Genomic DNA, 12,916 nt, shown 5'->3' with positions numbered 1-12,916 from the left:
CCGCTACCGCAACCTTCACCTTCCTCTCACTCAAGGAGAAACCCCACCATGAAAAAGTTCACTCGCTTCCGGATTGCTACCGTAGCTACCCTCTCCGCCGCAGCCCTCGCCCTCACCGGCTGCGCCGCCAACTCGGACGGCGACTCCACCAAGGCAGTCGGCGGCCTCGACATCGAGGTTAATCCGGCTGGCGACTACAACGAAAAGTCCCGCGACGAGCTCAAGGACGACGGCGAGCTCACCCTCGCTCTCGATGAACTCACTGAGCAGCAAAACATGTTCCACGCCAACATGACCGCCGATACCCGCAAGGTCTGGGGCTGGTACAACCCACAGCTTGCGCTGTACGACGGCGAGGGAAACTACACCCCGAACCCCGACTACATCGACGACGTCAAGGAAGATAAGAAGGGCGAGAACACCGTCGTCACCTTCAAGGTCAACAAGGATGCCACCTTCAACGATGGCACGCCTATTGACTGGAAGGCCTTTGAGAATACCTGGCGCTTCAACAACGGTAAGGATGAAGACGTCCAGGTAAACGCCACCGATGGCTTCGAGCGCATCACCTCCGTGGAAAAGGGCGCTACCGACAAGGACGTCGTTGTCACTTTCGACGGCCCGTACCCGTGGTGGCAGGGCCTCTTCAACGAGCTTCTCCACCCCGCCATCGATAGCCCAGAGAAATTCGACAAGGCGTATCTGGGCAAGCTGAACCCGCAGTACGGCGCCGGCCCGTTCAAGGTGGATAACGTGGACTTCAAGGGTGGCACCCTCACCCTCGTGCCCAATGAGAAGTGGTGGGGCGATAAGCCGAAGCTGAAGAAGGTAAGCTTCCGCGTCATGGAATCCCAGGCCACCATCAACGCCTTCCAAGCTGGCGAAATCGACGCCGCCGGTGTGGCCGATAAGAACAGCCTCACCATTGCCGGCGAGATGGGCGATGCCATCGATGTCCGCGCCGCACTGCGCCCCGCCAACGTCATCTTCACCCTCAACTCCAAGGCACCACAGCTCAAGGACGAGGATGTACGCCACGCCGTCTTCTCCGCCATCGACCGCGATCAGCTCGCCGAAATCCGCTATAACGGACTGGGTTACGAAGAGGAAATGCCGGGCTCCCTTACCCTCTACTCCACTCAGGAAGGCTACAAGGACAACATCAAGGACGTCATCAAGTTCGATCCCGAGCAGTCCAAGAAGCTGCTAGAGGACGCCGGCTACCAGCAGGGCGATGATGGTATCTACGCTAAGGACGGCGAGAAGCTCTCCCTGCGCTACATCCTCATCGGCGACGATGAAGTATCGAAGTCCCTCGCCGCAGCAGTGCAAAAGATGCTCAAGGACGTCGGCGTTGACCTCAAGATTGAAGAGCGCCCTTCGTCCGAGTTCTCCAAGGTAACCTCGGAGCGAGATTTCGACCTTTTCCTTTCCGCGTTTGCCTCCTCTGACCCGTTCGGCGTCGCATACTTTGGCCAGACCTACGCCAGCGATTCCACGCTGAACATGTCGAGCACCGGCACCAAGGAATTCGATAAGAAGATTGAGGAACTGCAGAACCTGCCCACCAAGGAGGAGCAGATTGACCGCGTCAATGAACTCGAGTCGGAGGCCTTTGGTCACTACGGCATCCTCCCGTTCGCCAACGGCCCACAGATGGTCGGCGTGAAGAAGGGCCTGGCCAACTATGGCGCCAACGGCTTCGCCATCCTCCCCAAGGAAGATATCGGCTGGGAGAAGTAAAAGCACTAAAAGCCTCTAGCGCGATGCGCTAAAGCCGCCCGCAGCATTCCGAACAGACGATGCCGCGGGAGGCTTCATTTTGCCCTTAAAGTCCACGCATACGGCATCAACCACTAGCGGTTGCTCCGCGCGCAGCTTTGGTGGCCAAAGATCAAAAAATCCGCCTCACCCTAAGGTGAAGCGGACTCTTTAAAGCTCTACTGAGCGGTTACGGGGTGTCGATTACTCGACAACCTTGGTAACGCGGCCAGCGCCGACGGTGCGGGAGCCCTCGCGGATAGCGAAGCGCAGGCCCTCGTCCATAGCGACCGGCTGGATGAGCTCAACGGACATCTCAACGTTGTCGCCAGGCATAACCATCTCGGTGCCCTCTGGCAGGTGAACAACACCGGTAACGTCCGTGGTACGGAAGTAGAACTGCGGACGGTAGTTGTTCATGAACGGGGTGTGGCGGCCGCCCTCTTCCTTCTTCAGGACGTAGACGGAACCCTCGAACTTGGTGTGCGGGGTGTAAGCGCCCGGCTTGATAACAACCTGGCCACGCTCAACGTCCTCACGCTTGGTACCACGCAGAAGCAGACCACAGTTGTCGCCAGCCTCGGTGTAGTCCATCATCTTGCGGAACATCTCGATACCGGTAACGGTGGTGGTCTGGGACTTCTCCTGGATACCGATGATCTCAACGTCCTCGTTGACGTTCAGACGGCCACGCTCAACACGGCCGGTAACAACGGTACCGCGGCCGGTAATGGTGAAGATGTCCTCGATAGGCATCAGGAACGGCTGGTCGGTAGCGCGCTCCGGATCCGGGATGGAGTTGTCGCAGGCTTCCATCAGGTCAACGACGGACTGTACCCACTTGTCATCGCCCTCGAGAGCCTTCAGAGCGGAGATGTGAACGATAGGAGCTTCCTCATCGTAGTCCTGCTCTGCGAGCAGCTCACGGATCTCCATCTCAACGAGCTCGATGATTTCCTCATCATCAACCATGTCGCACTTGTTCAGTGCAACGAGGATGTAAGGAACGCCAACCTGGCGAGCAAGCAGAACGTGCTCGCGGGTCTGCGGCATCGGGCCATCGGTTGCAGCAACAACCAGGATAGCGCCGTCCATCTGAGCAGCGCCGGTAATCATGTTCTTGATGTAGTCGGCGTGGCCCGGAGCGTCAACGTGTGCGTAGTGGCGCTTCGGGGTGGAGTACTCAACGTGGGAGATGTTGATGGTAATACCGCGCTCCTTCTCCTCAGGAGCCTTGTCGATCATGTCGAACGCGAATGCCTCGTTCTCCTCAGGGTACTGGTCAGCCAGAACCTTGGTGATCGCTGCGGTGGTGGTGGTCTTGCCGTGGTCGACGTGTCCGATGGTGCCGATGTTCACATGCGGCTTCGTACGCTCGAACTTCTCCTTTGCCACTGTATGTCCTCCTGGACTATATGGTGGCTACGACCTTCGCAGCCACGTGGTTGACAGTTGTCATTGGCACCCGACCCACAGTATGTGGGGCAAAGCGCTAATGACGCTTTCTTTACGTGCCAGTTACACGATCCTAGATTTATGTCGCGGTTTTTTCAAACCGCCGTTATAGGAGGTAACCCCGCGAAAAATCGCGGCCATTTCCCTCGACAAGAATCTTTTGAAAAGGATCCTGGGAGGGTAACGGCCGGCTCAACTCACAACTTAGAAGACTAAGCTGCAAACTCAGCCCGCCGCTACCCTGGCCCAGTTGTCCCGCCCCGCGGCGGGTCTGGCATCTACTGGCGAAGAGTACCAGCCCGACTAAACCGCGGAGGAGACGGGGGCTAGCGCTTAGTTAGCACCGCCGGTGCGCTCCTCGATGATCTCCTGTGCCACGGAGGAAGGAACCTCGGCGTAGGAATCGAAGACCATGGTGAAGTTGGCGCGGCCTGCGGTGGAAGAACGCAGGTCACCGATGTAACCGAACATCTCGGACAGCGGCACCTTAGCCTTAACAACCTTCGCACCGGAGCGGTCTTCCATAGCGAAGACCTGGCCACGGCGGGAGGAGATGTCACCGTTAACGGTACCCATGTACTCCTCAGGGGTAACAACCTCAACGGCCATCATCGGCTCCAGCAGAACCGGCTTAGCCTTGGCCATTGCTTCCTTGAAGACCTGAGAGCCGGCCAGCTTGAAGGCCATCTCGGAGGAGTCGACGTCGTGGTAAGCGCCGTCTTCCAGGGTGGCCTTGATGTTAACCATCGGGAAGCCAGCCAGGTAGCCGTACTGCATTGCGTCCTGGATACCTGCGTCAACGGACGGGATGTATTCCTTCGGAACGCGGCCACCGGTAACGGCATTGTCGAATGCGTAGGTTGCGGACTCGCCCTCTTCCAGGGTCTCCGGGTCCGGGTTGTACGGCTCGATGGTGCAGATAACCTTTGCGAACTGGCCGGAACCACCGGTCTGCTTCTTGTGGGTGTATTCCATGGACTCAACCTTCTTGCGGATGGTCTCACGGTAGGCAACCTGCGGGTTACCGATGTTTGCCTCGACCTTGAACTCGCGCTTCATGCGGTCAACCAGAACGTCAAGGTGGAGCTCGCCCATGCCGCCGATAACAGTCTGGCCGGTCTCTTCATCCAGCTCAACGGTGAAGGTTGGGTCCTCAGCAGCCAGCTTCTGGATAGCGGTACCCAGCTTCTCCTGGTCGGCCTTGGTCTTCGGCTCGATGGAAACCTTAATAACCGGATCCGGGAAGTCCATGGACTCGAGGATGATCTGGTCATCCTTGTCACACAGAGTGTCACCGGTGGTGGTCTCCTTCAGACCGATAACAGCGTAGATGTTACCGGCATCTGCCTGCTCAACAGGGTTTTCCTTGTTGGCGTGCATCTGGAAGAGCTTACCGATGCGCTCCTTCTTACCCTTGGTGGAGTTCATAACCTCGGTACCCGGGGTGACCTGGCCGGAGTAAACGCGGGTGAAGGTGAGCTGACCGAAGAATGGGTGAGCAGCAATCTTGAATGCCAGTGCGGAGAACGGGGACTCAACGGAAGGCTTACGGGTAAGCTCTTTCTCCTCGTTTCCTACCTCGTGGCCGATAACCTCGCCGACGTCCAGCGGGCTCGGCAGGAAGTCAACCACGGCGTCGAGCAGTGGCTGCACACCCTTGTTGCGGTATGCGGTACCGCAGTAAACCGGGTAAACCTCGGAGTTGATGGTCAGCTTGCGGATGCCGGCCTTAAGCTCCTCAATGGTGAGCTCCTCGCCGCCGAAGTACTTCTCCATGAGCTCTTCGTCAGACTCAGCAACGGTCTCAACCAGCTTCTCGCGGTACTCTTCCGCCTTGTCCTTGAGGTCCTCTGGGATTTCCTCGTAGGTAGGCTCAGCGCCGGTCTCAACCTTGCCGCGCCAGGTGATTGCCTGCATGTTCAGCAGGTCGACAACGCCGTCGAAGTCATCCTCAGCGCCGATAGGCAGCTGCATAACCAACGGCTTGGCGCCCAGGCGGTCGATGATGGTCTGAACGGTGAAGTAGAAGTCAGCGCCCAGCTTGTCCATCTTGTTAACAAAGCAGATACGCGGAACGTCGTACTTAGCTGCCTGACGCCACACCTGCTCGGACTGCGGCTCAACGCCTTCCTTACCGTCGAAGACGGCGACGGCACCATCGAGAACACGCAGGGAACGCTCAACCTCAACGGTGAAGTCAACGTGACCCGGGGTGTCGATGATGTTGATCTGGTTGTTATTCCAGAAGCAGGTCACGGCAGCGGAGGTAATGGTGATGCCGCGTTCCTTCTCCTGCTCCATCCAGTCAGTGGTGGAAGCACCGTCGTGGGTCTCGCCCACCTTACGGTTGATACCGGTGTAGAAGAGAATACGCTCGGTGGTCGTCGTCTTACCAGCATCGATGTGGGCCATGATGCCGATGTTGCGGACCTTGTTCAGGTCCTTAAGCACTTCTTGTGCCACGTTTATACCCCAACTTAATAGTCGTCGACGCCGTGACCAGGTTTCTGGCTATGACGCCTGCATGGATAAGGTCATGTAAATTTTTGCCACTATTTGGCCGTCCTCGGAGCAGCCTGCCCCTAGACTTCCATCGCTTCAGTGTACTGGACACTCCACGATGCCGCTGGACTGGGCAGGTATACCGCCCAGAGATCACACCCATTAGGGCAAAAAATGACCCAAGCAAGAGATATGGAGTTTTGTGTTGCCGCGGCAGGAAAACTGCCGGCAGCCAGCGCGAAACTTGTTTCTCGTTGCTTGGGCCATTGATGTGGGTGCTGAAATTACCAGCGGTAGTGGGCGAAGGCGCGGTTAGCCTCTGCCATCTTGTGAGTATCCTCACGACGCTTAACGGAAGCGCCGAGGCCGTTGGAGGCATCCAGGATCTCATTTGCGAGACGCTCGATCATGGAGTTCTCGCGACGCTGGCGGGTGAAGGTCACCATCCAGCGCAGTGCCAGGGTGTTAGCGCGGTCAGGGCGAACCTCAACCGGCACCTGGTAGGTAGCGCCACCGACACGGCGGGAGCGAACCTCGAGGTCTGGGCGGATGTTGCCCAGTGCCTTCTCCAGGGTGCCAACCGGATCGGTACCGGTCTTCTCACGGCAAGCCTCGAGAGCGCCGTAGACGATGCGCTCTGCGGTGGACTTCTTGCCGTCCTGGAGGATCTTGTTGACGAGCATGGTTACCTGCTCGGAGTTGTATACCGGGTCCTTGACTACAGGACGCTTCGGAGCAGCATTCTTACGCATTGTTTATTACTGTCCCTTCTTTGCGCCGTAACGGGAACGTGCCTGCTTACGGTCCTTGACACCCTGGGTATCCAGAGCGCCGCGGATGATCTTGTAACGAACACCAGGAAGGTCCTTCACACGGCCGCCGCGAACGAGGACCATGGAGTGCTCCTGCAGGTTGTGGCCCTCACCCGGAATGTAGGCGGAAACCTCAATACCGGTGGTCAGGCGAACACGAGCAACCTTACGCAGTGCGGAGTTCGGCTTCTTAGGAGTGGTGGTGTACACGCGGGTGCACACACCGCGACGCTGCGGGGAACCCTTCAGCGCAGCGGTGGAAACCTCTTTACGCTTATCGTGGCGGCCCTTGCGGACCAGCTGCTGAATAGTTGGCATTTAACAGTCTTTCTGTCGAATCGCACCGAAACCAAAAGAAAGGAACCAAACATGCGAAAATGGGCGCTCTTTCCCGGGGCGCTGCCGCATGTCCAGAACTCTTTCCAAGGCCGGTGCCTTGTTAAGGATCAGACTCTTCACCGCGCGCCATTATGGCACGCATAGTGAACTGACGTTTAGAGTAGCAAACCGACCGCGCTTTATACAAAACGCGATCGGCGACTTCCTCCTGCTAGGACCATTCCCAGACCAGGTCCGCCTCGGCGGCCTTGGTGGCAAAGTAGTCCTTTTCCTGTTCTTCCCACGTTTCAAACCACGGTTCGTAGCCAGGTTCGCGGGCGATGGCGCGTTCGCGGCGTTGGTCACGGGGGCCGTCGATAAGCACGCTGACTACCGCTCCCCTTTCCTTGGCCGCGGCAATATTGGCGGCGGTTACCGAGCCCACGCCCTCCACGATGAGGTCATCGCGCACATCCAGGCTGGCCCAGTCCCCCGGGGCACCTGCTTCCCAATCCCAGCGCCAGTAGCCGGGGTTCATGGTGCGCAATACCTGCTCGCCCACCATGTCGGAGCCCTTTTCCAGGCCATGCCAGCCGGGGTAGAACTCATCGAGGTGCACCACCCGCCAATTGGTGCGCTCAGCCAGCGCGGCGGAGGTCCAGGTTTTGCCGGCGCCCGAGGGGCCGTCGATAAGCACGGTCACCGGCTTGAAGGCGCGTTTTCTGGCTGCGGCCAGCTTGACGATGTCCTCTAAAAGGCGCTCTTGTTGGCTATCAAAGTCCATGGTCGCTCAATCACTGCTTTCGCGGTTTATAGGCCGAAGAATCTCCAGGCCCCAGTGAGTACCGAAACTACCACCGGTACGAAAGCAAGGACGGCGCCGCAGGCCATAATCCACCAATCGCGGGCCCGTAGCCGCGACTCACGCGCCCACGAGCGCTTCCCACCGCCAGGCGGGGTACGGCCAAAACCGCGCGCCTCCATGGCGGTTGCCAACTTGCCACCGCGGCGCAGCGCAATTACCAGAAGGCCAAAGGACATGGTCAGCAAATGCTGCAGCTTGCCGACGTCCGTCAGTCCCCTCGCCCTGCGCGCCATCCCCAACGACTGCCAATCGGACTGGAAGAGCGTCATCATACGCACCCCGGCGACCGCACCAATGACAAAGCGCGAGGGCAGCTTGAGGATCTGTGAAAGCGCATCGCCCAGTTCCGTCGGGTCAATATCGCGAGCCAAGACCACCATGGGCAGCGCCACTGCAAAGACACGCAGTGTGATGGCGATCGCGAGGGTCAGCGAGTTCTGCGTTACCGCGATGAGCCACCAACTGAAGTACTCCGTGCCACCAGGCTCGCCATACAACAGCATCGAGATGCCAGAAATCGGCGCAATGAGAAAGAGGAACCAACCGCCCTTTAATAGCTGCCCCCATGACACCCCGCACAGCGGCGCGAGGATCAGGGTAAGCGTCAGCGACACCGCGGCCGAGACCCAGTCAATGGAGGCCAATAGTGGGGTAACCCAGATAAACATCAAAAAGATGCGGCTAAGCGGGTTAGCTCCGCGCAAAAGATTAGGCACCGCGCACCTCCACTCGGTGATCCCCCAAGGCCTGGATAAATAGCGGGTCATGGGTAATAGAGGCGATGGTGGTGCCATCATCTGCCAATTGCCGCAGCAAGCGCACCAGCTCCACAAAGGTCTGGGGGTCTTGCCCAAAGGTGGGCTCATCCAAGAGCAGCACCGACGGCGCGGTGACCAAGGCAGTAGCCACCGATAGGCGCCGCTTCTCGCCGCCTGAAAGCGTAAACGGGTTGGCCCCCAAGAGATGCTCCAGCCGGAGTGATTCCACCAGCTGCGCGATCCTCTCCTCCGGCGGGTCCACGCGCATTACCTTGGGCGCAACCCGTAGTTCCTCGGCCACCGTGCGGGCGACGAATTGGTGCTCCGGGTTCTGGAAGACAAAGCCAATGCGGTCCGCCAGCTCGCGCGATTTCCAGCGCAGCGGCGACCCCTTGACCCCGCGACGCACGAAATCGGCCACCCCGATCTCACCGGATTTTGCCGGCAGCAACCCAGCCATGGTCATCAACCAGGTGGACTTACCCGCACCATTCGGCCCGGTAATGACCGTGGAGGCTCCCGCCGGCAGTGCAATGGTGCGCGGCGGACCATAGCGGGTGACGAGGTCAGTGCTCCACAGCGCGGCGTCGCGCTGGGCAAGCTCGGCCTCACTGAGGCGTCGCGCCTGCGGCAGGCCGGAGACCTGGCGGCGCTGAGCCACCTCGGCAAAGGAGGTATCGGCCACGATGCGTCCGCGGTCCAGCTCCACTGCGCGGTCGAGCACGCCGTCCCACGCCGCGTGCTGGTGTTCTACCACCACGAGCGTCGCGCCGGTTTCTTCCACCAGCCTGGATACGGCGCGCACCACATCGCGTGCGCCGGCGGGGTCAAGGTTGGCCGTGGGTTCATCGAGAAGCACTACGCCCGCACCCATAGCGATGACTCCGGCGAGCGCCAAGCGCTGCTTCTGCCCACCGGAGAGCCGCTCGGTGGGAAAATCCAGATCCACGAATGGGCCAACCAGTTCCTTAGCGGCGGTCACGCGGCGCCAGATTTCCTCGCGCGGATAGGCCAGGTTTTCGCAGCCGAAGGCAATGTCATCGCCTACGCGCGCGGAGATCACCTGCGAATCCGGGTCCTGGAGCACCAGCCCCACCGGGATGGTGTGCCCCGGCTCCTCCACCAGGCCGCTGGAATCCTCCAAGAGAAGCTCACCCGTGCGGGTTCCTTCCTCATCGGAGCCCAGCACCCCGGCCATCGCCGCAAGGAGGGTGGACTTGCCCGATCCGGAGTCACCGCATAAAAGCACGCGTTCCCCTGGCTCGATAACTACGTCAATATCGGACAGAGCCGCCTCGCTGCGCCCGGCATGGGTCCAACCGAATCCGCGGGCCGCTATCTTGGTGGCGTTTCCCGCCAATGATGCACAATCAGACACGGACACAACACGCCCTAAGCGCGCTGTTCACGGCCTGCGGCAAAGCGATCCAAGCCGCCGGTCTTGGCCAGCGCCTTCACCAGGAAGAAGCCCAGCGCACCAGCCAAGATAGCGCCGGAGATACTCAAGGTAACCAAGTAAATGAGGTTGAACTCAAAGGAGCGAGCCAGGTTGCCGGAGGTAAATAGCTCCAGGATAAAGGCACCCCAGCCAGCTGCCATGCCGGACAGAATGGATACTCCCAGGCCAAACTTGCGATACAGGAAGATCGCCAGGATGATTTCCACGCCAATGCCCTGCGCCAGGCCCGAGTACAGGGTGCTAATGCCCCACTGGGAGCCCAGCACCGCCGACACGGTGGCGGCCAAAACCTCAACATAGATGGCCGCACCCGGCTTGCGAATAATCAGGCCACCCAGCACACCACCGATAAGCCAAATGCCAGTAGCAATGCCTCCCAGGCCCGGGGTCACAGCGTCCATGGCTTCAAACCAGGCATAACCCACTGCATTCCATACCAGGAATAAAACTCCGCAGGCCACGCCCAAAACGGACGCCACCACAATATCGACCACGCGCCAGTTCAGGCTGCGCTTCGGGGCAGCGGACACACGTGTATTAGTAGTCATAATTTCCTCCCTCTCGCCGGCATTACCCGGATCAGGTTCTACGGTTCACCGCGCATCTGGCGGCGTCTCAGCCCATCGCAGCTACCCACTGGCAGCGGACGAGCACCCGTGATGTGTGTAGTTCTCAAACGCTTGCGCCAGGAGTTTAAGACAACCTGACCAAAAGCTGCATTCATCCTAGCAAGCCCTCCCCAGCGCACCAGCATTAGTTTCGCCACAAGCCCCCGCTTGCCGACGCCCCCTTCTCCCCCACCCAAACAGGCCAGGACATAAATGAGCCCCGCCGCGGCCTCTTACTTCCGCGACGGGGCTCCATGGATCCTCTAGTCAAAGGTTCTAAGGAAAGGAAAAAATACCTCAGGAGAATCCAAGTCTTATGAAATTACTAAGCCGCATTGGGCGAGAATTTCAGCAAAATATCTACTTCGATGTTAACGCCAGAAACAATACAGGAGTTTTCGCAATTCCGAAACTGAAACCACATTCCTCGGCCCTAGCAGGAAAGACACCCACCAGAACCGGGACTCACCCCGGCTCCGGCAGCATCTCATTCCCTAGCAGACGGGAAGCTAACGCCCTTCCCGTGGCGCGGAAGTGTGGGGCCGAAGCCCCACACGGAACCGATTACTTAGAGGAGCTGGAGGAGCTGGAAGAACCGCCGTTCGGAGAACAAGCGTTTGCCACCAGACCCAGAGCCAGAGCACCAGCGGCTGCCAGTGCAATGCCACCTCCAATGCGGCCAGCCTCAGGGCTAACCTTCTTCAGCATCAGGTTAATCTGATTTGCCTGCTGAGCCAGCGGGCCATTGTAGATGCCCAGCTGCTTCTGCAGCGCAGTATTCTGTGCACCCAGCTGACGGTTGATGCCATCAATCTGAGCAGAAACCTGCTTCACCAGCGGGGAGAAGCCCGGGATGTTCATCTGGGAAGCCAGACCAATCGGCAGCAGGAACAGCAGCGGGATGCCTACACCAGCAGCAGCCGGTGCACAGCGCTTCCAATCAACATTGGAAGAACCAGAAGACAGGTCCGGCAAGGAGGAACCGCCAGTCAGGTCGGAAGAACCGCCCTGGTTGTCCGGCTCTTCGCCCTTAACGCCGACCTCAACCTCGGCCTTACCACCATCAAGGTCTTCGTCCTCGATGACTACGGTAATTGGGCCTTCAACATCCTTACCCGGAGTAACAACAACGTTGCCGTTGTCATCAATCTTGGCAGGAACGTCCTTGCCATTCTTATCCGTAGCAGAGACCTTGGTGCCCTCATCCGGGTTGGTCACCTTGATGCCAGTGTTCTGGTCTTCACCCGAAGGCTTTACATCCTTCACACCGGACTTATCGACGGAGGTTGCCCCCTGGTCATTACCAGGCTTGGAGTCCGGGTCATTCGGGTTAGTCGGCTCACCGTTGTTCTCAGAACCGGTTACCTCATCACCATCATTGGTGCCGTCACCATCAGAGTCAGCCTTGGTCGGATCGGTAGGTGCACCGTTCTCACCGTCAGCAACCTTGTTGCCATCCTTATCGAACGGGTTCTTTGAACCGTCTACCTCGTCACCGTCGTTGATTCCATCATCGTCAGTGTCGGCCTTATTCGGATCGGTGCCAAGTTCCTTTTCCTCGTCGTCGGTCAGGCCGTCACCATCAGAATCCTTCTGGTCGTCTGCGTCCGGCTTGGAGTTGGGGTCGTTAGGATCGGTCGGCTTGTCGTTGCCGTCCTTGTCCTTGTTATTAACCTCGGTGCCGTCATTGACCTTGTCACCGTCAGTATCAGCCTTGGTCGGATCGGTCGGCTTACCGTCGAACTTATTGCCCTCGCCGGAAACCTCCTCACCATCGTCTAGGCCATCACCATCAGTGTCAGCCTTGTTCGGATCGGTACCAAGCTCCTTCTCCTCATCGTCGGTCAGACCATCGTTGTCAGAGTCCACAACCGGCTTGGAACCAGGATCATTCGGGTCAGTCGGAGCTGGCTTACCGTCCTTATCCTTATGGTTGACCTCATAACCATCATTGGTGCCGTCACCATCGGTATCGGCCTTGGTCGGATCAGTCGGCTTACCGTCGAACTTGTTACCCTCGCCGGAAACCTCGTCACCATCCTTGATGCCGTCACCATCAGTGTCGGCCTTATTCGGATCGGTACCGAGTTCCTTCTCCTCGTCGTCGGTCAGACCGTCGTTATCAGAATCCTTCGGCTCTTGGTCAGTACCAGGATTCTCAGGGTCATCCTTCGGCTTGGTGATCTTCACATCAACCTCACCGACCTTCTTGCCATCCTTATCCTTGACAACAACCTTGCCATCCTGCGACTCAGTACCCTCCGGCACCGTCACCTTAATGTCACCGGTGTTCGGATCAACCTCAACCGTCGCATCCTTAATCGGATTACCGTCCTTATCCAGGACCTCACCAGTCATGCCATCAGTCGGATTCTCAA

9 protein-coding genes and 1 pseudogene are annotated in these 12,916 nt (G+C 58.8%); 1 reads left to right on the top strand and 9 read right to left on the bottom strand.

Features of this window, described 5'->3' with window-relative positions:
• The first annotated feature begins 48 nt into the window (after positions 1-48).
• Positions 49-1,743: an ABC transporter family substrate-binding protein gene (locus tag MHK09_RS06700; protein ID WP_250413061.1), complete on the top strand. Its 1,695-nt coding sequence runs from the start codon at positions 49-51 to the stop codon at positions 1,741-1,743.
• Between the two features lie 222 nt (positions 1,744-1,965).
• Here MHK09_RS06700 and tuf read toward each other — a convergent pair whose 3' ends face one another.
• From tuf to MHK09_RS06655, 9 genes and pseudogenes are all read right to left on the bottom strand, one after another.
• Positions 1,966-3,156: an elongation factor Tu gene (gene tuf, locus MHK09_RS06695; RefSeq protein ID WP_150850534.1), complete on the bottom strand. Its 1,191-nt coding sequence runs from the start codon at positions 3,154-3,156 to the stop codon at positions 1,966-1,968.
• 393 nt (positions 3,157-3,549) lie between these two features.
• Positions 3,550-5,679 carry an elongation factor G gene (fusA, locus tag MHK09_RS06690; protein WP_250413060.1) on the bottom strand — a complete coding sequence of 710 codons (2,130 nt, stop codon included), beginning with the start codon at positions 5,677-5,679 and terminating at the stop codon, positions 3,550-3,552.
• Positions 5,680-6,002: 323 nt separating this feature from the next.
• On the bottom strand, positions 6,003-6,470 hold the full coding sequence (gene rpsG / locus MHK09_RS06685; RefSeq protein WP_005322865.1) for a 30S ribosomal protein S7: 468 nt from the start codon (positions 6,468-6,470) through the stop codon (positions 6,003-6,005).
• 6 nt (positions 6,471-6,476) lie between these two features.
• Positions 6,477-6,848: a 30S ribosomal protein S12 gene (gene rpsL, locus MHK09_RS06680; RefSeq protein ID WP_005322866.1), complete on the bottom strand. Its 372-nt coding sequence runs from the start codon at positions 6,846-6,848 to the stop codon at positions 6,477-6,479.
• Between the two features lie 232 nt (positions 6,849-7,080).
• Positions 7,081-7,632, bottom strand: a complete 552-nt coding sequence (locus MHK09_RS06675) for a nucleoside/nucleotide kinase family protein (RefSeq protein WP_005327984.1) — start codon at positions 7,630-7,632, stop codon at positions 7,081-7,083.
• A 26-nt stretch (positions 7,633-7,658) separates the two neighbouring features.
• Positions 7,659-8,429 carry an energy-coupling factor transporter transmembrane component T family protein gene (locus MHK09_RS06670; RefSeq protein ID WP_250413059.1) on the bottom strand — a complete coding sequence of 257 codons (771 nt, stop codon included), beginning with the start codon at positions 8,427-8,429 and terminating at the stop codon, positions 7,659-7,661.
• Positions 8,422-9,849, bottom strand: a complete 1,428-nt coding sequence (locus MHK09_RS06665) for an ABC transporter ATP-binding protein (protein WP_250413058.1) — start codon at positions 9,847-9,849, stop codon at positions 8,422-8,424. The genes MHK09_RS06670 and MHK09_RS06665 overlap by 8 nt, the downstream gene beginning before the upstream one ends.
• Positions 9,850-9,863: 14 nt before the next feature.
• Positions 9,864-10,478, bottom strand: coding sequence for an ECF transporter S component (locus tag MHK09_RS06660; RefSeq protein WP_250413057.1), 615 nt, complete (start codon positions 10,476-10,478; stop codon positions 9,864-9,866).
• Between the two features lie 624 nt (positions 10,479-11,102).
• Positions 11,103-12,916, bottom strand: a pseudogene (locus MHK09_RS06655) (hypothetical protein); the annotation flags it as partial.

Origin of the sequence: Corynebacterium tuberculostearicum (assembly GCF_022347235.1) — a bacterium.
GTDB classification, from domain to species: Bacteria; Actinomycetota; Actinomycetes; order Mycobacteriales; family Mycobacteriaceae; genus Corynebacterium; species Corynebacterium tuberculostearicum_F.
This window is presented reverse-complemented; position numbering and strand designations above follow the sequence as displayed.

Excerpts from the sequence above, each read along its gene's own strand:
- MHK09_RS06700 (WP_250413061.1), top strand. The coding sequence starts at position 49 with ATGAAAAAGTTCACTCGCTTCCGGATTGCTACCGTAGCTACCCTCTCC.
- rpsG (WP_005322865.1), bottom strand. The coding sequence starts at position 6,470 with ATGCGTAAGAATGCTGCTCCGAAGCGTCCTGTAGTCAAGGACCCGGTA.
- rpsL (WP_005322866.1), bottom strand. The coding sequence starts at position 6,848 with ATGCCAACTATTCAGCAGCTGGTCCGCAAGGGCCGCCACGATAAGCGT.
- MHK09_RS06675 (WP_005327984.1), bottom strand. The coding sequence starts at position 7,632 with ATGGACTTTGATAGCCAACAAGAGCGCCTTTTAGAGGACATCGTCAAG.
- MHK09_RS06660 (WP_250413057.1), bottom strand. The coding sequence starts at position 10,478 with ATGACTACTAATACACGTGTGTCCGCTGCCCCGAAGCGCAGCCTGAAC.